At 43.9% G+C, this 25,195-nt stretch carries 20 protein-coding genes; 6 read left to right on the top strand and 14 right to left on the bottom strand.

All coding sequences use genetic code 11. The annotated features are described in order from the left end of the window. Positions 1-291: 291 nt before the first annotated feature. From Cabys_RS05630 to Cabys_RS05610, 5 genes are all read left to right on the top strand, one after another. On the top strand, positions 292-2,112 hold the full coding sequence (locus Cabys_RS05630) for a hypothetical protein (RefSeq protein ID WP_006929213.1): 1,821 nt from the start codon (positions 292-294) through the stop codon (positions 2,110-2,112). A 179-nt stretch (positions 2,113-2,291) separates the two neighbouring features. Continuing rightward, a complete protein-coding gene (locus Cabys_RS05625; RefSeq protein ID WP_006929212.1) occupies positions 2,292-3,254 on the top strand; it encodes an aminopeptidase in 963 nt (320 codons plus the stop codon). Positions 3,255-3,285: 31 nt separating this feature from the next. After that, positions 3,286-4,020: a sulfite exporter TauE/SafE family protein gene (locus tag Cabys_RS05620; RefSeq protein ID WP_006929211.1), complete on the top strand. Its 735-nt coding sequence runs from the start codon at positions 3,286-3,288 to the stop codon at positions 4,018-4,020. 36 nt (positions 4,021-4,056) lie between these two features. Continuing rightward, positions 4,057-4,794 carry a hypothetical protein gene (locus Cabys_RS05615; protein WP_006929210.1) on the top strand — a complete coding sequence of 246 codons (738 nt, stop codon included), beginning with the start codon at positions 4,057-4,059 and terminating at the stop codon, positions 4,792-4,794. 20 nt (positions 4,795-4,814) lie between these two features. After that, positions 4,815-5,021 carry a cold-shock protein gene (locus Cabys_RS05610; RefSeq protein WP_006929209.1) on the top strand — a complete coding sequence of 69 codons (207 nt, stop codon included), beginning with the start codon at positions 4,815-4,817 and terminating at the stop codon, positions 5,019-5,021. Between the two features lie 91 nt (positions 5,022-5,112). Here the strand turns inward: Cabys_RS05610 and Cabys_RS05605 are convergent, their stop codons facing one another. The 14 genes from Cabys_RS05605 to Cabys_RS05540 form a co-directional block, all read right to left on the bottom strand. Then, entirely contained in the window at positions 5,113-5,781 is a 669-nt protein-coding gene (locus tag Cabys_RS05605) for an HAD family hydrolase (RefSeq protein ID WP_006929206.1), read from the bottom strand. A 48-nt stretch (positions 5,782-5,829) separates the two neighbouring features. Further along, entirely contained in the window at positions 5,830-6,741 is a 912-nt protein-coding gene (locus tag Cabys_RS05600) for a tetratricopeptide repeat protein (protein ID WP_006929203.1), read from the bottom strand. Positions 6,742-6,904: 163 nt separating this feature from the next. Continuing rightward, complete coding sequence (locus tag Cabys_RS05595; RefSeq protein WP_006929201.1) at positions 6,905-7,885, bottom strand: GGDEF domain-containing response regulator; 981 nt, start codon at positions 7,883-7,885, stop codon at positions 6,905-6,907. A 346-nt stretch (positions 7,886-8,231) separates the two neighbouring features. Then, a complete protein-coding gene (locus Cabys_RS05590) occupies positions 8,232-9,845 on the bottom strand; it encodes a CTP synthase (protein ID WP_006929200.1) in 1,614 nt (537 codons plus the stop codon). 2 nt (positions 9,846-9,847) lie between these two features. Further along, a complete protein-coding gene (gene kdsB, locus Cabys_RS05585) occupies positions 9,848-10,603 on the bottom strand; it encodes a 3-deoxy-manno-octulosonate cytidylyltransferase (RefSeq protein WP_006929194.1) in 756 nt (251 codons plus the stop codon). Further along, a complete protein-coding gene (gene gatC, locus Cabys_RS05580) occupies positions 10,600-10,893 on the bottom strand; it encodes an Asp-tRNA(Asn)/Glu-tRNA(Gln) amidotransferase subunit GatC (RefSeq protein WP_006929193.1) in 294 nt (97 codons plus the stop codon). Before gatC ends, kdsB begins: the two co-directional genes overlap by 4 nt. A gap of 233 nt (positions 10,894-11,126) precedes the next feature. Beyond that, positions 11,127-12,125 (bottom strand): CapA family protein, encoded by a 999-nt coding sequence (locus Cabys_RS05575; protein WP_006929191.1) that lies wholly within the window; start codon positions 12,123-12,125, stop codon positions 11,127-11,129. Between the two features lie 30 nt (positions 12,126-12,155). Then, a complete protein-coding gene (locus Cabys_RS05570; RefSeq protein WP_006929189.1) occupies positions 12,156-13,103 on the bottom strand; it encodes a M23 family metallopeptidase in 948 nt (315 codons plus the stop codon). A gap of 121 nt (positions 13,104-13,224) precedes the next feature. Further along, entirely contained in the window at positions 13,225-14,070 is an 846-nt protein-coding gene (locus Cabys_RS05565; RefSeq protein WP_006929188.1) for a sigma-70 family RNA polymerase sigma factor, read from the bottom strand. Between the two features lie 68 nt (positions 14,071-14,138). Further along, entirely contained in the window at positions 14,139-14,444 is a 306-nt protein-coding gene (locus Cabys_RS05560) for a hypothetical protein (protein ID WP_006929187.1), read from the bottom strand. A gap of 34 nt (positions 14,445-14,478) precedes the next feature. Next, the gene (locus Cabys_RS05555; protein ID WP_044281220.1) at positions 14,479-15,651 is read right to left on the bottom strand and encodes a phosphopentomutase; all 1,173 of its coding nucleotides are present in this window, start codon (positions 15,649-15,651) and stop codon (positions 14,479-14,481) included. 11 nt (positions 15,652-15,662) lie between these two features. Beyond that, positions 15,663-16,577 carry a patatin-like phospholipase family protein gene (locus Cabys_RS05550; RefSeq protein ID WP_006929185.1) on the bottom strand — a complete coding sequence of 305 codons (915 nt, stop codon included), beginning with the start codon at positions 16,575-16,577 and terminating at the stop codon, positions 15,663-15,665. 90 nt (positions 16,578-16,667) lie between these two features. Beyond that, complete coding sequence (locus Cabys_RS05545) at positions 16,668-17,570, bottom strand: GNAT family N-acetyltransferase (RefSeq protein ID WP_006929184.1); 903 nt, start codon at positions 17,568-17,570, stop codon at positions 16,668-16,670. A 347-nt stretch (positions 17,571-17,917) separates the two neighbouring features. Further along, the gene (locus tag Cabys_RS05540) at positions 17,918-23,773 is read right to left on the bottom strand and encodes a FlgD immunoglobulin-like domain containing protein (protein ID WP_006929183.1); all 5,856 of its coding nucleotides are present in this window, start codon (positions 23,771-23,773) and stop codon (positions 17,918-17,920) included. Between the two features lie 259 nt (positions 23,774-24,032). Between Cabys_RS05540 and Cabys_RS05535 the strand changes: the two genes are divergently transcribed. After that, positions 24,033-25,190 carry a glycosyltransferase gene (locus Cabys_RS05535; protein ID WP_006929182.1) on the top strand — a complete coding sequence of 386 codons (1,158 nt, stop codon included), beginning with the start codon at positions 24,033-24,035 and terminating at the stop codon, positions 25,188-25,190. The last annotated feature ends 5 nt before the right edge of the window (positions 25,191-25,195 follow it).

Below are 25,195 nucleotides of genomic sequence, written 5' to 3'. Positions count from 1 at the left end.
TATTTTTTCACAAATTTAATTTAAAATTTGAAACCTGAATTCGCAAGTGATTACACTCTGTTTAACAATGTTTTTTTGGGCATGACTCGCTTATTTTATCCCAAATTCCGGCAGGTTTTAAAATTAGTGACCTGGAACAACGATATTCCTGGCTTCGCTTTTATTTTAAAATAATTAGCACGAGTAAAAATTAATGATTTTAAGTTTTAAATTTAGTAAATTTCAAACGGTACGTTGTAAATAGCGTATTCATTTTTTACGCCCCGTAATGGGGAGTAAATATAAAAAAGAATGGACGGGAAAAATTTTTCCATTACCATCATGGAACGAAGCGGAGAGACATTAATCATGCGCATACAATCTCTACAACTTTCTGGTTTTAAGGGATTTGACCAGAATACAACCATTAATTTTCTTGATGAGCATCAAAACCTGGTTTTTGAAGCGCAGGGGGATGAAAGCCAGTTTTTTATCCACGCCATCCTGGGTATCATCTTTGGCATGACCGCGGAAGAAAAATTACTCTTTCGTGGAAATCCCAAGGTTAACCAGACCTTTACGGGCATGGTGTCCCTCGCCATTGATCATAAAATTTTGCTTATCGAGCGCGACTTTGAAACCGACGTTATTGCATGTTTATTAACCGATCCGCAGTCCAGCCGGCCAATCTTTCAGGGAAAAGATATCGTTGATAATGGTTTTTCGCGCCCCTATCTCGACATGCTCCGTTCCATCTTTCCCATCGTCGATAAATCTCTCTATCTGGAGATACTTAATGAAGAAATTGCGGAAGGCAAGCCCTTTAGCGAATTATTAAACTCTTTGTACTTGCTGTTTTCGCCCAGTTTTAACTTAAACAAAGTCCAGTCTTTGTTAAATCAGATTGAAACGGTTTCCAATGAAGTTTTGCCGGGCAAGTTCGATACCAACGACATCCAACAGCTCAGTCGCTTCAAGGACTTTTTGCTCATTTTACAAAAAGCCAATGCCTTACGCAACGAATTAATAGACAGCCTGAACAAATTAAATCATTTAACGCAAAAGATCCGTCAAAAGCATCTGCATAAAGATGAAGTGCACAAAAAACTGGAAGAATCGTTTGAGCCGATTAAAGACCAAAATCCCATTTTACTCAGGGCCGAGGTACTGCTCTGGAAGAGCCTTGAACAACTAAAAGCGCAAAACGAAGCCGAACTGAAAGAGGTAGAAAGTCGTCTGGCCTCCATTGAGCAAACGTTAAAGATAGATCTGGCCGAATACGATCAACTCCCTCCGGAAGCCGATCGCGATATTAAAACCTATCACGAAAACAAAAATAAGATTGAAAAGCTAAAAAAAAGCATCGAAGAGCTTCAGGTACAGATAAGGCTAAACGAGGTTAAATTCAAGACCTGGAAAAACGTCAAGTTATTTTTCATTGGCGTGGTTACGCCGCTCTCGTTTATTCTGTCTTACGTTGCCTTTAGCTCATGGCTGTTGATCATTCCGGAAGCCTTTTTCTTTTTACTGATTTTCCTCTTTTTGTTTGGACACTATCATACCAAGATTCGCGAAAAGCTGTTAAACCTCCAGGAAGATCAGGACATTCTGGTCAAAAAAATGAACGATCTGAAAAGAGATCAGCAAAAGCTACAGGAAAAATGGTACTTTTTGAAAGACGAAAAACATTTTCAAATGCACAAAGAGCGGCTGTTAAGGTACAAAGAGTTAAAGTCCAATTACCGCCACCTAAAACAACAGGCACAACGTTTAAAAGAAAGCCTGGGGCAACCTTCTTTTAATGAACAGCTTACAAATTTTCGCAAAAAATATCAGCATTTAATAGATATTAAACGCCCCGATCTGGAATCGTACCTTGATAAATTTGTGGCCATCAAAAGCGAACTGAATGCCATGCAAATGAAAACGCCCGAGCCTCCCATTATTAAGGAATTACAGAAAATCACGCATGAATATCGCCTGGCCATTCAAAACTTGAAACAGGCTTATAATTCAATTTCGGATCGCCTGAATTTGCACCAATACAATATGCCCATTGATCAAATATTGGATGCCGTTGACCGCAAAATTAAAAATATCGCTCTTAAGTCGGGTATTCCATTTGAATATTAGCCAATAATATTTTAACTTGTATCTTTAAAATTGTAGATGGGTTTACTCTAAAAGGCTGAAATCTTCCGCTATTTGCGCTTAAACGTGAGTGCAAAGCGCGTTGTCCGCCGGAAGGCCAGAAGAAGTTTTTTAGAGAGAACTCCGAAAATAAATTCACCATAATATTAAAAGGTATGCTCATGAATGATTTGATTAAAGCCGCTCACACCGCACTTAAAACCTGTCTTGGTTTAACTCCCGAGGAAAAATTGCTGATTGTTTGCGATACAGAAAAAGAGAACATTGGTAAGGCCTTTTTTACGGCAGGAAACGAGATTACGGAAAAAACGTTATTAGTCCAGATTCCTGTTGCAGACGTCAACGGACAGGAACCGCCCAAAGAAGTAGCCGATCTGATGCGCCAGCACCAGGTGGTGGTCTGTCCCACTTATCGCTCGCTTACGCATACAGACGCCAAACGCAATGCCTGCAAGGCCGGCGCCCGCGTGGCCACCATGCCCAATATCAGCGAAAGCACCATGATGCGAACGCTAAACGCCGATTATCAGCTTATTGCCCGCAGGACCAAAAGGCTGGCCGCCTTGCTGGACGAGGCCAAAACGGTTCATTTAAGTTCGCCTCTGGGCACCGACCTTTTTATGCCCATCGAAGGCATTAAAGCCATCGCCTCAAGCGGACTGTTGCTGGAAAAAGGTCAGGGCGGCAACTTGCCAAGCGGCGAGGCCTTTTTAATGCCCCAGGAAGGAAAAAGCGAGGGCGTGCTGGTGGTGGATGCTTCTGTGGCTGGCATCGGAATGTTAAGAACGCCTCTTAAAATTACCATTAAAAATGGTTTCGCCGTTAAAATGGAGGGCGGCAAAGAAGCAGATCAACTCTTTGCCATGCTCAGCCGTTTTGGTAAAGACGGTATGAACGTGGCGGAATTTGGAATTGGCACCAATCATGCCGCGCAAATCATCGGGAATATCTTAGAAGACGAGAAGGTAATGGGCACGGCGCATGTCGCTTTTGGCAACAACATCAGTATGGGCGGCACCTTTGCCGTGGGTATCCATGTTGACGCGGTTTTAACCAAACCGTCCATCTACCTCGACGGCCATCCTTTGATGTTAGAGGGAAAACTGGTGCTTGACATTGATTAAAACCATTTTCCGTTAATTCTTTTTTGCCTGCATGGAAGCGATCATTTTTTTATTTGCCGTTCTGGTTATTTTTGTCGCCTATTTCGTAAAAGGATTTACCGGTTTTGGCCCGGCGTTAATTTTAATCCCAACGCTTTCTTACTTTTACGCCCCGCCGCAGGTCATTTTTCTTTCGGCCCTGCTGGATGTTTTTGGCGGAATTTATCTTTTGGCAAAGGTTTACCGTTTGATCAACTGGAAATTTGTTTTACCGATTCTGGCGTTATTTTTTCCGGGCGCTTACATCGGGGCCAAACTGCTCAATGCCTTTGATGTTGCCTTGCTAAAAACACTACTGGGGCTGGCAATGATCTTTTTCATCGGGCTGATCTGGTTCAACACGATTGCCAGCAGCCATAAATTTAAAATCAAAACCAGCCACAAAATCTCCCTGCCGCTCGCCTTTTTGGCTGGTATTGGCGGCGGATTATTTGGAATCAGCGGACCGTTGCTGGTCATCTATTTTAAACTGGCTTTAAAAAAAGCCAGTTTCAGAGCCCAGCTTATTGCCATTTTTGCCTTTGGCGCGGCCTGGCGGCTTTTGCTCTACCATTCGCTCGGAACGGAAGTGTCGTTTAATATGTGGCAATTGTTCATCTTTATCACGGTTATGTTTTTAGCCGTCGTTACAGGGAACCGCTGGCAATTGCGAATCAACCCCATCAAATTCGATCGATTTGTGGCCGCCGTTCTTCTGATTCCCAGCCTTACACTCTTACTGTTCTGATTTGCATATTTTTCCATTTTATTGTAAAATTAACGTATGCTAACTTACAAAGATATTTTAAAAATTTTCTGGTTGCTGCCCTTATTTTTCATGGCCTGTTCGTCAGAGCCGCAAATTGAGTTAATCGACCGCTTAATCCGGCAGGGCGATTATCAAAAAGCCCGCAAAGTAATTGCCGAAGAAATGCAAAAAACATGGGCCGATACCCTGCAATACCATCGACTTCGCTACCGCCTGATTAAAATTCAAAAAAATGAGTTATTCGCTCCAATCGACTCTGTAATCAACACAGATATAAACAAAGCTTTAGGGCTGTTAAAAAATTTAGAAGATTCACTAAAACGTATGGAGCAAACAAACGCTAAGTTCTTTTATTTTGATCTGTACTACCGCAAGGCGAACGCGTATGAGGCGCTAAATGCCGACTCCCTCTGGTATCGCGAAACCTTAAAGGCGCTCCATCAGTTTACGGATCAATACGAACTCAAACGCGATCTTTACGAACGAGCAGCGTTTTATCTGGCCGAACGCGGTAAGTATGACGAAGGCTTAAAAATGCTCGACCGTTCGTTCAGAGAAATCAGGCTAAGCCGTCTGCCCGAACCATTAAAAGAAGCTTATTACGCCTATCTCAACGGCGATTTTGAAAAGGCATTGCGCCTGCTGGAATCGGTTCACGAATCCCAAAAAGACCGGCACTGGAATAACATGCAAACTTATTTGAAAAATTATGGAAATAAACTTTCTATTGAAGAACGATTTAAATTGTGGTAAGCAAATTTTAAGGAGAAACCATGGTTAAAGGCAGCGTTAAAAACTGGAATGCCGACCGCGGTTATGGTTTTATAATCAGCGACGAAGGAGACGATATTTTTGTGAACGCCAACGATCTGCACATCTCACTCCAGAAACGGGGACTGCGCGAGGGCGACCGCGTAAAGTTTGATATTAAAACCGATATGAAAGGCGACAGGGCCGTTAACGTCCGCCTTGATGTTTAGCTCAACTTCTATCAGATAAAGGAACCTAACTGATTCTACGGCGCCTGAAGGCATCCGTAATATCGTGCCCTTCCCCTGCATTTCGGCAGTATTATTTGATTGTTTCTGTCCGTTCAATACCCAAAAGCGTGTTCAGAATCTCTTCAACTTCTAAAAAATTATGGGCAATATAATCGGCCTGCTTTAAATAGTCCGGCTTGAGAGTGGTCGTAATGGCCACAACGGTCATCCCTGCTCTTTTGGCGCCCTTAATGCCCATGGGAGCGTTTTCTACAACGATACAGTTTTGCGGAGCCATATTCAACATTTGCGCCGCTTTTAAAAAAGGATCAGGAAATGGTTTGCCCCGCTCCACATCATCAACCGTTACCAGCGCCCTAAAATAGTGATTAAAATGTTCGTTAATGATCTTTTCCACTCTTGATCTGTTTCCGCCGGTAACTACGCCCATCGGTACCTGACGCCGGTGCAAATGTTCAACCAGTTCATGAAAGTGATCGTAAAATTCAAGGGTCATGAACTGATTGTAATAATTGACCTTGCGCTCCATCACCTCTTCTACTTGCTGACGATTCAAACCGTATATTTTGCCAAGATGGTGTGCGATGGTATTAATGCCCTGCCCCTCCAGAACAAAAAATTCATCTTCTTTAATTTCAACGCCCTTTTCCAAAAACGCCTGGCGCCAGGCATTAAAGTGCTGTTCCATGCTTTTCACTACCACACCGTCAAAATCGAACAATACAGCTTTATTCCTCATACGTCATTTCCTGCCTTTTATTGTAAATAAACTTTATGATTTGAAAGATCAATTCATTTTGAGTGGTTTGCGTTTTTTACGATAGCGCGTAAAAAGCGCAACGTCTAATTGTTCCATGTAGGTTTCTATCTCATTAATCATTCCCTTATTGGTTTTAATGAACAGCCGTGAATACTCGGAAATATAAAGACAACGCACAAAATGACGGTACTTTTCGGCCAGGGTGTATTTAACGCGAATGATGCGCTCGTTCTGTTCTTTCCTCAACATGATTTTGTAAAAGCCCTCGTCCTGCTCAAAAACCAGATAATTCCGAAACCAGGCTTCAAAGGCCAGTAGCCACAACGCCACATCTTTTCGGCCGTACTCGGAATGGAGCCGTCCGTACAACATTTTAAACTGTGACAGATACAAATCATCCTCGTAAAGCTGGTCTGCAGCTAAAAACAGATTTTTGGTTAACACGGCAATGGCCTTTTTTTGCTCGCCCTGTTTTAGATAAATATGTCCTTCAAAAACTCTGGCCTCCATGTTTTCCGTATCCTTTTCAAGATAGCGCTCCAAAAGACGCTTTGCCTTTTCCAGATCGCCTTCTAAATACAAAAAAATCGCATGAGTTGCCAGATCATCTTCTTCCGCATGGGTTTTAAACTCTTTTTCGTAAAGATCAGTTAACAATTTTGTAAAAATACGATAGGTGTACGGATGAATTTGTTTTTCAAGATATCTCTGCCGCAGAAGACGAAAACAGCGGTGTAAATCGGACAGTGATTTGATCTTTGCCGGATTAATTTCCTTTACTAATTTTTTTATCTCTTTGATGATGAGATTGTACTCGACTTTAGCGGTAATCTGGTAATAGCTTTGCCATTTTTCAAGGGCCTGCTCAAACCGATGCCGGTAAAACTCCCGTTCCGCTTCTTCCAGAATATTGTCAAACAGATCAAATATGGTTGTCATATATTCATTTTTTAAATTTTGTTTTCCTGAAAGCAAATTAATTTTTATTTCAATGAGATTCAATAGTTTGCCTTAAATAGTAGAAAAGAGCCGTGCAAATTAATGGTAAATGTTGGCTCAAAAACAAAAGGCCGGGCCTTACTTTAAAAGACATGGAATGGATTTACTTTGAGGGCTGCTGCAGTGTTTTATTGTAAATCACAATGCGATTTCGGCCGCCGTTTTTCGCCTGGTACAATGCGTTGTCGGCGATGTGCACTAATTCTTGCGGCGCGTTTACCTGCGTGGCGTCGGCAACGCCTGCGCTAAAGGTAAAAGTAACCACATGGGAATCAGCCGAAATTTTTAAAGCGCGAATAATATTTAAAATACGCTCCACATAAGAGGCCATGAATTCTTTGGTAAGACCTTTGGAAAGCAGGGCGAATTCTTCTCCCCCGATGCGGAAGGCAAAATCCTGGGATTTTCGCAAATTTTCCTGCAGCACTTTGCCAAAATTTTTCAAAACAATATCGCCAACCGGGTGGCCGTATCGGTCATTGACCAACTTAAAATGATCGATATCCAGCATGGCCAGGGCAAACAACTCCTGATTTTTAAAAAAGGAAAGCCAGAAATTTTCCATGTAAATATTAAAAGAACGGCGATTGAGAAGTCCGGTAAGCGCGTCTTTTTCGGCTTCCATTTTAAAACGCAGGTTGTCTTCAATTAAATCTTTAGTCACGTCGCTTAAGGCCTGAAATTTATGGAGCGGCAGCATATAAGCATTGAAGCGGCGGTTGGCCTTGATCAGGTATTTTTTCAAAGATTCTTCCGATAGCGGCAATTTTATAAAATAATTGACGTGCGCCCGGTTAATGGCGGTTTCTAAAAGCGATACGCCGGGCTTTTCGGCCAGCATTATTCTCTGCGTCCAGGGGAAAAAATGCATTATGGAGCGCAAAAACTCCACGCCTTTTTCATCTTCAATAATGGCAATGGCGCAGGGCGTCTTTTCGATGATCTGAGGATTGGGAATTTTGGCAAATACTTCGGCCTCGAAATATTTTATTTTCCATTTTTCCAGACATTCTTTCAGAACCTTTTGCTCAGGGTGGGAAGACTTGAACAATATCACCTGTTGGGGCAGCGACGTTTTCGCCATATTTTAACCTCAAAAAAAAATGCGGCAAAACCATGCTGTATTTTACGTTCAAATTTTACCACTTCGTAATTTGCGACGTCGTCAGAAAAATTTGACTCTGGTTCGCCTCATGGGTTCACTTATATCTCAACGACCGTTTGCATTTGCGATCGCTGTATCCAATTATGTTCGTCGAATTAGAGTTCTGCAAAATGCACATACAGGTCATTTGGAATCCCGATTCATCAGAATTGGGAATCTTCTAACTTCAACAAAAACAGAAGATTTCTCGTCGCTACGCTCCTCGAAATGACACTAAAATTTACATTTTGCAGAACTCTATGTTCGTCGAATAGCAAAAAAGGCTTTAATTTTTTTCGCTGAAGGCAATGGCTGCCGCCACAAATTCGCGAAACAGGGGATGAGCGCGCGTTACGCGAGACTTTAATTCCGGATGAAACTGACAGCCAACAAACCAGGGATGATCTTTTAACTCGATCATTTCCACCAGGTCGCCGTCGGGCGACAACCCGCTAATAATCATGCCCGCTTCTTCCAGCTCCAGGCGATAGCTATTGTTGAACTCGTAACGATGACGATGGCGCTCTTCAATTTGCAGCGTTCCATAAGCTTTGTGAGCTTTTGTGCCGCTTCTGAGCTTGCAGGGATAGCTGCCCAGGCGCATGGTTCCGCCCATGCGTTTAATCGATTTCTGCGTTTCCATCAAATGAATCACCGGATTGGAAGTATGCGGATCGAATTCGACGCTGTTGGCGTCTAACTTGCCCAGCACATTTCGGGCATATTCGATTACCGCGCACTGCAATCCAAGACATATTCCCAAAAAGGGAATTTTATTTTCCCGCGCAAAGCGGATGGCCGCCAATTTCCCTTCGATGCCCCGCTCGCCAAATCCACCGGGCACCAAAATGCCGCTCACGTCCGCTAATTTTTTTGCCACATTTTTATCATTTATGGTTTCCGTATTTATCCATTTTAACTCTACTTTTACGTCGTTTTCCATACCCGCATGCTCAAAAGCGGCGATAATGCTCTTGTAGGCATCCTGTAATTCCACATATTTACCGCAAACGGCAATTTTTACTTTACGCTTAACTTTTTGATATTTGGCGATCTTTTTACGCCACGCTTCAATATCTAATTCCCGTTTTTCAAGACTTAACTTTTCCAGAACCAGTTCATCAAATTTAACCTCGGCGTATTGCAACGGCACCTCATAAATGACGGAGACATCCAGGGCATCGATGACCTCATTCGCCGAAACATTACAAAACAAGCCGATCTTCTGTTTTACGTTATCCGGCAGGGGACGATCGGAACGGCATAACAGCATGTCCGGTTGCAAACCAATTTCTCTTAAGCGCATCACCGAATGCTGTGTGGGTTTGGTCTTCAACTCATGCGCGCTGGAAATATAAGGCACCAGCGTCAAATGAATGACCAGCGTGTCTTCCGGCCCATGTTGCAATCTAAACTGACGAATCGCCTCCAGAAAGGGTTGGCTTTCAATATCGCCCACCGTACCGCCAATTTCTACAATCACAATATCGGCATCGGTTTTTTCGCCAACTTTCTCAATTTTTTGATTGATGGCATCGGTAATATGCGGGATAACCTGCACCGTGGCGCCTAAATAATCTCCGCGACGCTCTTTTTGAATTACCTCAAAATAGACCTGTCCGGCCGTGGCGTTATTGTCGCGCGTCATATTCTCATCTAAAAAGCGTTCGTAATGCCCCAGGTCCAGATCGGTTTCTGCTCCGTCATCGGTCACAAACACTTCCCCATGCTGGTAGGGACTCATCGTTCCCGGATCGACATTAATGTACGGGTCTAATTTTAAAATCGTTACTTTATAGCCTCTGGATTTTAACAGCAAACCAAGCGAAGAGCAGGCAATGCCTTTTCCAAGAGATGAAACGACGCCTCCGGTAAGAAAGATGTACTTTCGATTTTTCATAGTTATCCTTTAGTCTGCGTTAATAAACGTTCATTTAATTGATTTAACTCTTCGGGCGTATCCACGCTCACCGAATTGTAATCGGTTTCAATGGTGTAAATCTTAAAACCGTTCTCCAGTACGCGCAGCTGTTCCAGCTTTTCGGCCTGTTCCAGATGGCCGGGCGGCAGCGCTGTCAGTTTTAACAAAAACTCCTTGCGGTAGGCGTAAATGCCAACATGTTTGTAGTAATCGAAATTTTTATGCCACTCCTTTTGAGCCGGTACATCCCTTAAATAGGGGATAACGCTGCGCGAAAAATAAATGGCAAAATGATCTTTATCTTTTACCACGCGCACCAGGTTAGGATTTATCAAATCTTCATAATCGGTAATTCGTTTGATGGGCGTGGCCATTTGTACCTGCGGATGAGTCCGGAAAACGCTAACCAGCTCGTCCAGCAGCTCGGGCTGGATCAAAGGTTCGTCCCCCTGCAGATTAACCACCACATCGACATCCAGGTCTTTTACGGCCAGAGCCACGCGGTCCGTTCCAGAAGGCACGTCGGATGGCGTTAAACACACCGCTCCTCCAAAACGAGTAACCGTGTCGGCAATGCGCCGATCATCGGTGGCCACCAGCACCTTTTCAAACAATGTGGCTTTAGACGCTCTTTCGTAAACCCACTGGATCATGGGTTTGTCCAATATTTTAGCCAGCGGCTTTCCCGGAAAACGGCTGGAACCGAATCTTGCGGGTATTACACAAACGGCCTTCATTTACGAACTACCTTGGGAACGCTAAAGTAATCGCCGGCTCGTCTGGGCGCATTTTTTAACGCCTCTTCCCGCTTTAACGATGGCTTTTTTTCATCTTCTCTAAAAACATTCTGCAATTCAAGGGGATGAGCCAGTGGTTCAACATCGCTCGTGTCCAGCTCATTTAAATGCTCAACATACTCAAGAATCCGGTTCAGTTGATCCGTAATAACCGGGACTTCTTCCTCATCCAAACGTAATTTTGCCAGCGATGCGATATATTCCACATCTTTTCTGGTTACTGCCGCCATTTTGCTTCCCTTACAGTTTTTAGAAAAATGTACACGCCTACTTTGAAAAGAGGCCGAAAGTACAGATTTTCCATGTAAATTTCGCTTTAACGTTCTATTAATTTACGAAGATCTAAGGCACCTGTATTTTGCCCATTTCCATGTTAAAAAACCAGATCGCCAAGCGCCTTCATAAAGAGCCAATTATAACATCAGAAAATGATTAATTCAAGTTAAATATAAAAAATAAAAGATCAATTCAAAGGCGTCTGTTCAAATATTTCGGAATATTCTTTTAAATGTTTTAACACGCTGTCTCTTCGGGCGCCCTCAAGCAGCGCCGGCTGCCAGTAACGAACGGCCACCGGCAGCATTTTGACGGACCAGGCTTCCGGGTTTTGCACAGGAATGTTTACCTGCAACACGGCCGTTTCTTCGTAGGTTCGGCTATTGCCGCCAAAGATAAAATTACCCAGGGAGTAGACAATAACGCCCTTTTTGTATTTTTCCACACCCTGCAGCACGTGCGGATGATGACCGACAATTAGATCGGCGCCGTAGTCGATTACGCGGTGCGCAAAACGGATCTGATCTGCTTCCGGAATATTTTTCTTCTCCTGCCCCCAGTGAAAAATAACCGTAATAAAATCAACACGGTCTTTTAGTTGTTTAATGTCTTCCTTAATATATTTGAGTTTGCGTAAGGCGGTGCCCGGTTCTGTTTCCGTGGCAGGGTGGGATTCTTCGTGAGCCCTGAGGCCATAGTAGCCCATAAAGGCCAGCTTAAGTCCTTTGATTTCAAAAATGGCGGGTTTGCGCGCCTGGTTGATGTTTCTGCCGGCGCCAATAAAAGCCAGGCCGGCCCGCTCTAAAGTTTCCAGGGTTTCCAGCAACCCTTCTTTACCATAGTCGTAAATGTGATTGTTGGCCAGATTCACCAGGTCAACGCCGCCATATTTTAACACCTCAACATATTTGGGCTTTGCCTTAAACACATACGGTTTTTCCATCGCGCTGTCCGAACTCGTGAACGGCGCCTCCAGGTTAATGACCGACACATCGGCTTCTTTAAACCAGGGAATTTTGTCAAACGGATAGGTTATTCGTTGTTTAACATAATATTCAAAGTGATGTGCCAAAAGAACATCTCCGGTAAATAACAACCGGACTTGTTGAGAAAAAAGAGGATTAATAAAAAAGAGGGGCAAAACCCCCCACCAAATTTTTAGACCGGAATTTTTTAAGAAACTCATAAAGACCCACTCATAAACTGGCGCGGATCCTTATTGGGCGTTGGCAACGATTGTCTGGTTCAGGCCGGGATCATCAAAGAAGAAATGTTCCGGATTCAAATTTTTGCCATGCAAAAGCACTTCGTAGTGCAAATGCGGCGCCGTACTGATGCCCGTATTGCCCACTTCGCCGATTTTTTCTCCGCGCTTTATTCTCTGACCGCGGCGAACCAGAATTTTACTTAGATGGGCGTAGCGTGTCTGAAAACCGTACTTATGGTCCAGCACTACCATTTTGCCGTAACCGCCGTTATAGCCAGAAAACTTCACCACACCATCGGCCGAGGCAAATACCGGCGTGTGGGTTGGCGCGCTGATATCCACGCCTTCATGAAAACGGATTACTTTAAAAACCGGGTGATATCGCCGTCCAAACCCACTGGAAATAACTCCGTGAATCACAGGCCGCAAAGCCGGTAGATATCTAACCGAGTCCTGTTTTTTGTGGAACGTGCTTAACAGGCTCTGGTAGCTCTCCATTTCAAGTTTTACTTCGCGCTCTAATTCATTGATCTTTTTAAGAGTCGAAGAAAGATCAATCCGCGCCTCGAACCCGCTTACCTGGTCGAGCAATTCGTAGTTATAGTCAGAACCACCGATACCTACCTTACGCACATCTTCATTCAGTTTGGGCAGACCTAACACCATGCGCAATTGATCGTCGGTTTCGGCTATTTTTTTGATTTGTTCCGTTAGCTGTTTGTACTTCTGGCTCATCTCTACCAGCCTGTCTTGCAGAACGAGGTTGGTTCTGCTTAAGCGTTTCATCTCAGAATTCAGGCTAAAATCAACGAGTAAATCCAGTCCAATCTTGCCGATAATTAAGAAGGAGATTAAAAAAACACTAATGAAGGTGATTAGCTTCCAGCGGGAGATTTTGATTTCTTTGATTTTACGTTGATCTCGAGAAATAAAGATAATACGAGATTCATCCTTCATAAACTGGGCCCCTGAATTAAGATTAAATCTGCTCACACTATATGTGATTCAAATCAAAATATAAAAAAAAATAACTCTGCTAGCAAGCAGAGTTATAAAAAATTTAATAAAAAATGCGAAATTATCCTAAATAGTAGCGTAAAACCTTGCTCCGTGAACTATGACGCAGGCGTCGCAAAGCTTTTTCCTTAATCTGACGGACACGCTCACGCGTTAATTTGAATTTAACGCCAATCTCTTCCAGCGTATGGGGTTTTTCGCCATCCAATCCGAAATAGAGTTTTAAAATTCTGGCCTCACGGGCGGTTAAGGTGGAAAGGATGTAATTCACTTCTTCTTTTAACGATTCGCCCATTACTTCGGCATCCGGCTCCGGATCCTGCTGGTTCTGAATAATATCAATCAGGCGGCTATCGCTGTTTTTTTGCAGCGGCGAATCCATCGAAACCGAACGTGTGGCCATTTTGATCGTATCTGTAATATCGCCGGAATCCACTTCCAGTACGTTGGCAATTTCTTCTGGGGTTGGTTCTCTTTCATATTCCTGTTCTAATTGACTGTAAACCTTGCCGATCTTGGTAAGGGTCCCGACGCGATTTAACGGCAAACGCACCAGTCTCGATTGTTCTGCAATGGCCTGTAAAATGGATTGCTTAATCCACCACACCGCGTAGGAAATAAATTTAAAACCGCGTGTCTCGTCGAAACGATAGGCGGCTTTCATCAGGCCTAAATTGCCCTCGTTGATTAAATCTTCCAGCGAAAGTCCGTAATTCTGGTAAGATTTTGCCACGCTTACCACAAAGCGTAAATTGGCGCTAACCAATTTTTTCAGGGCTCTTTGATCGCCCTGCTTAATGCGCTTGGCCAGTTCGATCTCTTCATCGGGCGTTAACAAAGGCACTTCCCCGATCTCACGTAAATAATTTTCTAAAGACTGATTTTTGCTGATAAAAAAATCACTCACTTAACCTACCCCATTTTTTTTGATTGTACTTTATATATTAAAATAGTTAAACGTTGAATACAAACCTATTATTTCATGCTTCTGTCCGGCTTCTCTTTTAATTCCGCCTCCACAAGCTCTAACTCTTTTTCCAGCTCTTTAATTTGTTCTATTAAATGCCTGACGCTTAAGTCTTGTTCAAAATTTAATTTTTCTTTTTGCACGGCCTTTTGATAGATTAACCCGCCTAAATCAAGTAACTTTTCTTCGAGCTGTTTTTTGATTCCCAGTTCATGAATTTTTTGTTTACTCAAGTGCGAAAATTCGCCAGACTTTTTGCCCGCCTTGCGAGCGCCGTGGGTTAGCGTTGTTTTGATTTTTTGCCATAACCCCATTCGTATTAAACTTCATCTTTTATTTGATTTTAAATTACAAAATTTGGGACATAAAACTTTTACCGTTTCCCGTACCAGGCACATCAAAATATTCACTTAGTGCAGCCTGTACATCGGCAAAAGTTTCTCGCACTCCAAGATTAACATCCTGTTTCAACTCTTTTCCAAACACCAGCAATGGCACATATTCGCGAGAATGGTCGGTACTGGGCGTTGTCGGGTCATTTCCGTGGTCTGCGGTTATGATCACCATATCTTCCCGGGCCATTGATTTTTCCAGTTCCGGTAGCCAGCTATCAAATTGCTTTAATCCTTTGTAAAAGCCTTCCGGATCGTTTCGATGGCCCCACAACATATCAAAATCCACCAGATTGGCCATGATTAAACCGCTGTTCGTTTCATTAAGTTCCTTTAAAATGGCCTGCATTACTTCCTGGTTGTTTTTGGTCTTTACCGTTTTCTGAATACCCGTGTGAGCATACAGATCGTTAATCTTGCCAATGCCCACGGTCGGCCAACCATTTTCACTGAGAATTTGTAAAATGGTCTTGCTGAACGGTTTAATGGAAAAATCTTTACGATAAGGCGTTCGGACAAAATCTTCAGCCGATTTTCCCACAAAAGGCCGGGCAATAACGCGCGCAACCGCATGTTTTCCGGTTAAAATTTCCCGCGCGATTTTGCAGATTTCGTACAATTTTTCCAGAGGCACCACGTCCTGATGGGCGGCAATCTGGAACACGGAATCTGCCGAGGTGTAAACAATTAATTTTCCGGTGCGCAAATGTTCTTCGCCCAGTTCCTTAATAATTTCTGTACCGGAAGCAGGCTTGTTGCCCAAAACCTCATAGCCGGTTCTTCTGGTAAATTCATTTAATATTTCTTCCGGAAATCCATTGGGATAAACGGGAAATGGCTCTTTTAAAATCAACCCGGCTAACTCCCAGTGGCCGGTTGTGGAATCTTTACCCGGCGAAATTTCAGCCATTTTTCCATAATTGGCTTCGGCTTTAAGATCGCTTTGAATGCCCGGAATCGGATGAATTTTACCTATTCCCAGCCTTTCGAGATTGGGCAACTGCAGGCCGTTAAAATGGCGCGCCAGATTGGCCAGGGTATTGCTGCCCCGATCCTGATATTGATCTGCATCCGGCAGTTCACCGATTCCTACTCCATCGATAATCAGTATGATAGCTCTGCGCATAATCCTCGTTAGCGTTAATGCAAGTATTTCCGTTTCAGATTATAAAACCACCCGGAACGTTTTTTAAGTTCCTTCTTCAATAACTTAATATTTTGCTCGACGGCAAGCTCGCCCTGTTGAATAAAAAAATCTATTTTTTCAAATTCCGTCCATTTTTTGTCGCCGATCGGCGGCTTGAGCACAAAATCTGCTTTTTCCAGCAATTTTTCATTTAACTTGTGTACCGCCGCTTTGTGCGTACGGATAAACACTTCAATTACGTTCTTAAAATTCTTTGCTTCTTCCAGCCCTGCCGAAACATCGCACACAATATTAAACTGCGCGCCCATTTGCTTACAAACTTCCACCGGAAAATTATTAATGGCTGCCCCGTCAACCCATTCAAAATTGTTCTCTTTTACAGGCGCCAGATACCCTGGAATGGAAGCGCTGGCCAGCAAAGCCGTGTGTAATTTTCCCTTTTTAAATAGGTACTCTTTTCCGCTCACTAAATTCAACGCTGTGCAGGCAAAGGGAATGGACATCTCCTCAATTTTTACATTGGGTATTAAATATTTAATGGCCGTTTCCAGTCGATCCGAACTGATCAATCCCCGTCGATTAACCGCCATGTTAATCACAATACGCCTTTTTACGACCTGGGCGATAAAATGGAAAAAATCTTCCGGCTCTTCAACAGAACTCAAATCAACGGAATCGCCTTTTAACGCCCTGTATTTCTCGCCTGTAAAAAAATCTTTAAAAACACTTTCGACTTTATGGATATCGCCAAACAAAGCATACGCCGCGCCGACAATGGCGCCCATACTGGCTCCGGACACACAGTGGATGGGAATTCCATGCCTGACCAGCCCTTTAATGACCCCAATATGAGCCAGCCCTCTTGCGCCTCCGCCGCCTAACACCAGGCCAATTTTCAGTTTTTTCATTGCCGGCCGCCCAAAACTCCGATATAAGGAAATTGGCGCTAAATATACAAAATTTTTCTGAAAATTTCTAATTTATATTTTTATTGGTTATTATAAAACCTTTTCGTAACGCCAGAATACGCGATCAACAACGGCATTAACATAGTAAGAATAAAAACGGATGGGCCCCACCCAGGGAATAATCGATTTTTCCAGTCCCCACTCTTTCATGTCGTTCAAACAGCGTTTGAGCAAAATACCGCCAATTCCCTTACCGCGCAGATCGGGATGGGTTCCCATGGGACCGAACCAGCCGGTGCCAAAGTTATTACCGTTGTGCGCCGAAAAAGCGCGGATTTTATCATTGATTAAAGCGATGTGGATGGCGATGGGAATGGAATTGTAGGCGTTCATTACTTCGTAACGCCAGAGCCCAAAAAATTCATCGATGAAGGCCATTAGTTCGTCCCGGTCATCATAATCCGCACGTCGGATCACAATACCATCGCCCAGCAATTTTTTCTCCTGCTCTGTGGTATCGAATGTTTGAGCAGTCAGATCTACGATCATATTAGAAGTGTCTGCAAAACGCTTAAACCCCTGTACTTCAAAAAAAGAAAGGGCCGGCGTGTAACGGGGATCGATGCCGGGCATAAAGTAATTAAAGGGCACGTCGTAAACACGCACCTTTTGCATGCCCGCTTCCTTAAAGCGTTTTTCCAGCGCCTGATAAAGCAAGGCGCCTATTCCTTTTCTGCGGTGTTTTTTGTCAACAGCCATTAATTTTACATAGCCGATTTTTTCGTCTCTTATGGTGCGCGTTACGCCATCAATAAAACCAATAATTTGAGCGTCTTCTTCATAAATCAATACATTCTGCGGATCATACGCGGGGTCTTCCAGAATTTTTTCTCGTAAAAGCGGTTCCGTAAAATGATCTAATTCCATGTTACGATTACAAAAAACCAGCAAACGGGAGAGATCATTTTCTTTGAATAAACGTATTTCACCCATCTTCTTCCCTCGTGAGTTTGTTAAGAGAGTTAATTTACAAAAAATTGGCTGAATTTAAAAAAAATTATGGGCAAAGGAATATACCGTAGAACAAGAGAAACCATCAAGATTTCCATTTAAAGAACAAACACACTGCTGGCGTAAACTTTTTTTGAAGCTTAAAAAGAATTTACCATTTGCGGAAATTTTAATCCTTTGCCAAACAACCGGCCGGTACAACTACCACCTATTTTTACACAGGCGAACTAAACTCAACGCCTCTTCCGTTTGCCCGATTTGCCTCCGCAAACTCAAAACCGGCCTTACCTAAATTCGCTTCTGCCCGTTGATCTAACAAAACCGTTCCGTTAGCGCAGCAACACCATCTTACGCATTACCGAAACGCCGCCGGCCTGCAACTGGTAGAAATAGATGCCCGAGGCCACGGCATCCCCCGTTGCATTGGTGCCATCCCATTCAAATTTATGGAAGCCAGGAGACAGATTTCCGTCGCACAGCGTTTTTATTTCTTTACCCAACACATCAAATACTTTAAGGGTAACTCTCTCGTTCCGGCCGTTTTCCGGAATCCCCACCTTAATGGTCGTTGTTGGGTTGAAGGGATTCGGAAAATTTTGAGTTAAGGTGTACTGCAAAGGGATAATCGAGGGTTTAAAGTTTTGATCTTTGCTGACATATAATCTGAAGTTGTAAGCGCCTGCAGAGGGCGTGAACACATATTCCTCTTCTTCTGCCAGATTGATGACCTTTTCGTTATTTAAATCCACTAAATAGGCATAGAGCTCTTGCTGGCCAGAAGAGAGCGTTTCCCATCTTAAATGGTGTTCCCGGTCTTGAACAGCCGTGGCAACCGACAGATCCCAGTATTCATAGGGTTTATCTTCATCCAATAACGGTTTAAAGCTCTGGCAATAGGCGCGCTTTCCTTCGGAAACGTAAAGAGAAACAAATTCATTGAAAACAGGCGGTTCAAAAACGCGTAAGGCATCCGGCCGCTCGCTCAGGCCCACCACATTGTAATCATCCACCAGTTTATCGCACTGCAGTACGAAATTTAACGTCCACTGGTTCATACTGTTTTTAGAGATAACTTTTGCGAGATTCACTGGCGCGGCTGCAGCTTCGGTGATGGACGGCGGAAAATCTGGAATGTTTTCCACATAAATTGAAAGTTCGCTGTTGGCGTAAATCCAGTATCCCAGCCATGGCCTGGCAAAGGTGGAAGAATCCAGCGCTTCCACATGGTAGCCAATAAATTCTGGCGATTGTTCAAACCAAAAAACCGCCGGCTGAATGAGGGTGTCGATAATGGCTTCTTGCAGGCTCATCTTTTGCTGGGTCGAGCTATTTACGAACTCCATATTGACCCATTTTTTATAATATGGCCAGGGCAAGCCGATTTGATTCCAACCCTTTACTAATTTTATTTCGCTCTGAATGGGTTCGGCTGCAACCTCGGGAACGGGCATGGGATTTAAATCAAAATTTATTCTTGTAAGCGGCATTAACCAGAAGGCGAAACCGGGTAAAATTTGATCGCGTTGAACCGGAACATATTTTTTTTCGGGGGAATTCCAGCGGAATAAGACCGCCGCCGAATCGGCGTAGTTAAATTGTTCCCAGTGAATAACCTCCGGACGCGGAAAGGCCACCATGTGCCACCGGAACCGATCAAATGCTTTAAGCGAAGCGACGATTTTAAAGAAAACTTCCGTTACGGCTTTGATCTCTTTGCCGGAGGGGAGCAATCGGCTGGCGCTTAAAACAAAACGATAATTGCCGTCTGACAGGGGATAAAACCGGAGTTGAGTAACGCCGACGGTATCAACTTCTAACACCGGCCCAATCAAACCTTCTTTAAACAACCGGCCATAGATATGATAACTGGCCGTGGCTTCTTTAACTTCATTGGTGGTAGAATCCATTATGGCGATGAAAATCTGAATTGCGGCCTGAGCGCTGATATTGCCCCCTGCCACAAATGCCCTGATAATCGGGAACACCTGTACTTCCTGGCTCAGGTCAATTACATCGATGGCATAGCTCAGGCTATCGATGCCGCCGTGCTGGTCGGAGTAGCGCAAACGTACGGGATGTTTTCCGGTGTCTGCCGCAGCAGGCGTGCCGATCAGTTCTCCGGAGTTACTCAGTGTTAACCAGCCCGGCAAAACCACAGGCTGAATAGTGACCGAATCGCCATCGAGATCCATAAACATCGGCCGGTATTTGTACAGGCTGTCAACAAATGCGACGCTCGGCGGTTCATTTACCAGAACCGGCTTTGAATTAGGCGCCACGCCTTCAAAGGTCTGGGCGTAAACCTTTTGCGGCAAATGGGGATCGTTGCAGGCGATAAGCAGGGTATCCCGGTACAGGCCGCGTTTTGGGGGGCGGAACAACACCGTGATGGGCATGCTGTCCTGCGGCGCGATCATCCTTTGCGCCAGCCCTTGCATCTCAAAAATCGATCGTTTAAAAAAGAGGCTGTCGATACTCAGATCCGCATAGCCATAGTTTTTAATGAATACAACGGCGGAATCCTTTTCGCCGGGATAGGCATGCAACAGCGATTTTACCGCTCTGGTAGCGATTCTCGGTTGCAGGCTGGGTGTGGCCCAGGGCGTATTGCCAAACGTGCCCTGATTGATTCTACCGCCGTTTGGAGCTGGCTCCAGGTCAAAGGGATCGTTAGGATCGCCGGCGTCAATCGTCGGCGACATGGGATGAATTCTGAACGGATCTTCTTCGTTCTCAAAGTCAAAAATAGGCGCTAATCTGGAAATATGCCGGCTCAGCACGCGCTGGCCTAAACTATCGACCGTTGAATATTCAATAAATATTTTTGCGCTATCCATGCCGGCAAGCGGTCCCAGGTTTTCCCAGATAATGCTGTTTTTCACGTTTAAAGTAGAAAGGCCTCTGGCCAATAAGCTAAAATCTCTGGTGCGTAAGACATCAATATTTTTGATAAAACCCTTTGCGCTGGCATTGGTCTCAATTCCGATCAGGCAGGAATCAATCAACATATTTTCTAACCAGAAGTCGCTGTTTTCTATTTTCATCGCCTGCTGGCAGCCCACAATCCCCCCAAAGCGCATTTTCAACGGTCTTTCATACACCGTAATCCCATTTTTAGCGCCATGCATGTTCCACCACTCAAAGAAGGCGGTATCGGCATTCTGGAACAAAAAGACGCCTTCCCACAGGGAATCTCGTTCAAAAAACGCCACCATTTTTTGATCGCCGCCGCCAATCACCTTCAGTTTGCCGTAAACATAAAGGCCGGTGTTGGGATTAAAAGCGATTTCCACGCCGTTGGCAATAAGCAGTGAATCCACAACCGGTACGGTTAAATCGGTTAAGGCCAAATAGGGCAAAGTGGTATCTGCCAGCACGCCGCTTAAAGTGTTGAGCAGTTCACGGTAAGTTTTAATGTGCAGCACATCAGAGGCGTTGGACCTCAGCCCTCCGTTGTAAACTGCCTCCACGCGGTACCAGAAATCCTGGAACGGCCAGACGCCGCTATCGACAAAATAGGGATCGTTTACATTAAAGGTGACAACGTCATAGTTAAAATCCGGGCTGGTGCTTCTGGTCACCTGATAGTATTCAAGCGTTCCCATATCCGGAGGAAAGGGCGTCCACGAAAGACGCACTTCGAATTTACTCACCGAATCGGCAAACAGTTCCGGCGTCCACGACATCCCCTTTTCAAGCAAATCAAGCGAACCGGTAAACTTTTCGATGAGGGCCATTTCGGGAGTGGCCTGCGCCCAATAGTCTAACACCAGAATCTGGTCATAATATTTTCCCAGCCCCACTTTAAAAATCGGGTTTTCCGAGAACACGATATCATCAGGATAATTGGTGAGGTTCTGGTAAATAAACAAACTATCGCCATTAATCAAAGCGATATCCAGTATATTTTGGAAATCCGTGTTAATATCGCCTCCAAAATCGTCCACCGCTAATCGCAATTGATTTTCATCGGGGTTGGCAAAGGTGAACAGCGTGCGAATATAATTCTGGTCGTTAGAATAACGATTTAAAAAAGAAATGGCATCGACTCGCTCGGGGCCCAGGGCAACAATTTCAGCAGGCGGAGCATGATCCAGATCGGCGAGTGCAATATCGTAATAATCACTTACAATCAGCGTATCGGTGTAATAAGATTCGACAAGCCCAAAGTCCGGATCGGCCAGGCGGGCAAGAACCGTTCCTCCATCCACGAAAACCAGATCTTTTTTCAAATTCCCATCAATATCTCCCAGCTTAACCGCTGTAACGCCCGACACATTGGAGTAAAGAAAAAATTGGTTGGATAGATCGATTCTGTTTTCATCAATATTTTTAATAATCGAAATATCGAAGGTTAAAATCAATAAATCCGTTAATTCGTTTTCATCCTCATTAAAGGGGATTACATCCTTGATATTGGAAGCGGTGTAAGTTGCCTGCCCTTTGTAAAAACTTACTTCCGTCCCCTGGCTGTTATTGATCAATAAAATTAAATGATCGCTATCAAACAGAAGCAAATCGGGTAGGTTATCCTGATTCACATCCAGCACTTTTAGTTGATTTTTAATTCCCCTGTTAAGCGTTATCCCCGGCATGGGTATTCTTTTTTCGATACGCTCCGGAGCATTGATAGACATAAAGACAACCAGGGTATCCTGAACGTAGGTAACCAGGTCCAGGTATTGATCTTCGTTAAAAAAGGCGGTTACCCAGTTGGTGGAAGTACTGATAGTTTTTAATGAACTTCCCCTGTACTCGTAATCAAAGGAGAATGATCGATCGGGGTAAAAATTCAGGTCAAAGCTAAAGGGCCTGAGAAACTTAAGGTTTGCAGAATCCACATTGGCATGGATTCCGCCTGAAAAAATTACCTCCCAGCTTTCGCCAGGAAAGGCTCCGGGAAACAATGGGCGTATGATTGAAAAGACGGCTAAAGACGGATCTTGCGCATCCAGCGTAATTTCTAACGGCAGGCTACCGGAATAATTACTTTTAACATTGACTCCCTGAGATAAGGTTGTTAAATCTGGAATATTGGAGAATTTGACGGCAAACGATTCTAATTTTTCACGCACCAATTCTTCTGGCCTGGGGGAAGTCCACAGGTTAACAAATCCATTAAACACGGTAAATCCGGCATTACCCAGGGCAATCCCGCCAACGGACTGATCGTTTGCTGCAATAATGGGGCCTAAGGGCCGGTTTTGATTATCCTGAAACGTTACATGCCACCCATTTCTATTATCCAGACTCCATATCTGGCCGTTCGGCGTAGTAACCCACACCTCGCTTTTTTCCTGATTATAATCACTCCAAACCGCCATACCGACGGCGTTCGTAAACGGTAACGGCTCGGATTTAAAATAGCTAATATTGGGGAAATTATATGTTTCAAATTGCCACAAATATAAGCTGTCTTGCGGCGTTTTGGTAAGAAAATAGCTTAAAAAGCTATAATCGCCCCCACGAGCAAAATTCACAAAGGTTTGATTAAATAGCGTATCCGTTCCCACTTCGTTAAAGTTTACTCCGTTAATCACTTCCATCTTTTTTATGTAGGTGTTTACGCTGTCATCGCCAAAGAGCAACAGATAGTCGTAATCGACCATAACTTTTTTAATATCAAAGCGCGGCGGATTGATAAACATTTTCTGCCAGCGTAAACCAGCATCGTTTGAATAGGCTAAAAATCCATTATCGCCGACGATCCAATAATAGTCACGGTAAAAATCGTAAATTACCCAGTTTAAGTTCTCGCTGGTTACCGTATCGATGATAACCACCTGCTGAGAGGCTGGATCGTAGCGGATAATGTTACCTCCATCGCCGCAAATAACTAAATTTATAGTGTGCGTAATCATTTCCGAAGGAAGTTCCTGATTCACCTTATTATTTTGCCCCATTGCGCCCGTAAAACCATATTGATAGGCGATGGAATTTAAGTTAGCCGAAATGCCAAAATGGATCTGATTCCATCCCTGCCCATAGTCGCGCGTTTCAAACAAATTGCCCTCATTGCCCACTGCGTAAATTTCCTTTAAATCGTAAGTCAGGGAAAGTGCGCCATTGATGGGCAAAGAGCTCATTTCATCATGAATAACGTACCAGGGCGACTGAGCTTGTAAAATTTTTATGCTAAAAAATATTAAAATAATAAAAAGAAAAAATTTGTAGCCATTTTTCATAATATTGAGCCTCCCTTTACCATTATTCAATTATATAGAAAGATCAATTATTTAGCAATAATATTTTCGTCAAAAAAGCAAAAAAAATTAATTAAACCCTCCGCAGGGGCAATCACACAAAATGGCGGAAAGTCTTTTGCCTATCCTGCCTGCCAGCGCTCATGGGAATCTATTTGGCGCCATGGTCTCTTATTTTGCAGAAATCATTTTGAAATATTAACGAATGGGATTAAATTCCTGAGCAGTTAGGAGTAAAAAAATGATGATCGATACGATTTTACTGATATTAACCATCGGCTTTGTTTTAACCATTCTCTTTTTTTACAGAGGATTTTTAAGGCTCAACCGGCAAAAGCGCACTGCGTCAAAGCCCGCGGTAAGCGTGATTGTTTGCGCACATAATGAGGAAAAGAACTTACCGGACTGCCTGAAACGTCTGGCGCGGCAAAATTATCCCGATGAAAAAATAGAATTTATTATTGTCAATGATCGTTCCACCGACCGCACGCCGCAAATTATTCACCAGTATGCATCCAAAGACAGGCGCTTTAAGGCCGTCACCATCAATGACCGGATTCCTGATTTTGCCCCAAAAAAACGGGCCATCCACACGGCGCTACAACAGGCCAGGGGCGAAATTATTTTATTGACGGATGCGGACGGTCGCCCGGGCTACCGATGGGTGGAAACGATGGTTTCCTACTTTACCGACGACACGCACATGGTCATCGGTTATGCTCCCTACCGCATTAAACCGGCGCGCCATTTTGTTAAGCGTTTGTTGGCCCTGGAATACCTTTCTCATGCCGCTATAGCCGCCGCTTCTACCGGACTGGGCTGGCCTTTGACCTGCGTGGGAACCAACATGGCCTATCGCAAAACATTGTACGAGGAAATTGGCGGTTTTGGGCCTTATAAAGCGCACCTTTCCGGCGACGACGATCTGTTTTTAACCCTGGTACGCGAGGCCGGTAAATACAAAATAAAATACGCAAACGACGCCCATGCGCATGTGTTTAACAATCCTCCGCGCCTGTGGTCTAAATTCCTCCATCAACGCCTCCGATACGCCAGCAAAGGTTTTGACTACCCTGCAAAGGTAACCATTGGGCTGATTTTGTATTACCTGTTTAACCTGTTGTTAGCCGGAAAAACCGTGTACAGTCTTTCTACCTTTTCTATTTCCGGCGGTTTTTTATTGATCTGGACGCTGAAAATGGGCGGCGAATTTTTATTCATGAATAAAGCGGCGCGTACCTTAAAAGATTTAAGATCGTTGGTCGTTTTTCCCATCGTCTCTTTTTTGCATCCCTTTTACGTTGTTCTTTTCGGAGCCCTTGGACAGCTGGGCTATTTTCAATGGGCAGAAAATAAAATAGAGGCCGCCGTTCAAAAGCCCGTTACAAATAAAGATTGATTGCC

The sequence above is a fragment of the Caldithrix abyssi DSM 13497 genome, assembly GCF_001886815.1.
GTDB classification, from domain to species: domain Bacteria; phylum Calditrichota; class Calditrichia; order Calditrichales; family Calditrichaceae; genus Caldithrix; species Caldithrix abyssi.
Note: the sequence above shows the minus strand (reverse complement) of the source record. Positions and strands in the feature narration are given on the sequence as shown.

Excerpts from the sequence above, each read along its gene's own strand:
- Cabys_RS05540 (WP_006929183.1), bottom strand. The coding sequence starts at position 23,773 with ATGAAAAATGGCTACAAATTTTTTCTTTTTATTATTTTAATATTTTTT.
- Cabys_RS05590 (WP_006929200.1), bottom strand. The coding sequence starts at position 9,845 with ATGAAAAATCGAAAGTACATCTTTCTTACCGGAGGCGTCGTTTCATCT.
- Cabys_RS05575 (WP_006929191.1), bottom strand. The coding sequence starts at position 12,125 with ATGAGTTTCTTAAAAAATTCCGGTCTAAAAATTTGGTGGGGGGTTTTG.
- Cabys_RS05610 (WP_006929209.1), top strand. The coding sequence starts at position 4,815 with ATGGTTAAAGGCAGCGTTAAAAACTGGAATGCCGACCGCGGTTATGGT.
- Cabys_RS05595 (WP_006929201.1), bottom strand. The coding sequence starts at position 7,885 with ATGGCGAAAACGTCGCTGCCCCAACAGGTGATATTGTTCAAGTCTTCC.
- Cabys_RS05550 (WP_006929185.1), bottom strand. The coding sequence starts at position 16,577 with ATGAAAAAACTGAAAATTGGCCTGGTGTTAGGCGGCGGAGGCGCAAGA.
- Cabys_RS05625 (WP_006929212.1), top strand. The coding sequence starts at position 2,292 with ATGAATGATTTGATTAAAGCCGCTCACACCGCACTTAAAACCTGTCTT.
- Cabys_RS05600 (WP_006929203.1), bottom strand. The coding sequence starts at position 6,741 with ATGACAACCATATTTGATCTGTTTGACAATATTCTGGAAGAAGCGGAA.
- Cabys_RS05605 (WP_006929206.1), bottom strand. The coding sequence starts at position 5,781 with ATGAGGAATAAAGCTGTATTGTTCGATTTTGACGGTGTGGTAGTGAAA.
- Cabys_RS05630 (WP_006929213.1), top strand. The coding sequence starts at position 292 with ATGGACGGGAAAAATTTTTCCATTACCATCATGGAACGAAGCGGAGAG.
- Cabys_RS05535 (WP_006929182.1), top strand. The coding sequence starts at position 24,033 with ATGATGATCGATACGATTTTACTGATATTAACCATCGGCTTTGTTTTA.
- Cabys_RS05615 (WP_006929210.1), top strand. The coding sequence starts at position 4,057 with ATGCTAACTTACAAAGATATTTTAAAAATTTTCTGGTTGCTGCCCTTA.
- Cabys_RS05545 (WP_006929184.1), bottom strand. The coding sequence starts at position 17,570 with ATGGGTGAAATACGTTTATTCAAAGAAAATGATCTCTCCCGTTTGCTG.
- kdsB (WP_006929194.1), bottom strand. The coding sequence starts at position 10,603 with ATGAAGGCCGTTTGTGTAATACCCGCAAGATTCGGTTCCAGCCGTTTT.
- Cabys_RS05570 (WP_006929189.1), bottom strand. The coding sequence starts at position 13,103 with ATGAAGGATGAATCTCGTATTATCTTTATTTCTCGAGATCAACGTAAA.
- Cabys_RS05560 (WP_006929187.1), bottom strand. The coding sequence starts at position 14,444 with ATGGGGTTATGGCAAAAAATCAAAACAACGCTAACCCACGGCGCTCGC.
- Cabys_RS05620 (WP_006929211.1), top strand. The coding sequence starts at position 3,286 with ATGGAAGCGATCATTTTTTTATTTGCCGTTCTGGTTATTTTTGTCGCC.
- gatC (WP_006929193.1), bottom strand. The coding sequence starts at position 10,893 with ATGGCGGCAGTAACCAGAAAAGATGTGGAATATATCGCATCGCTGGCA.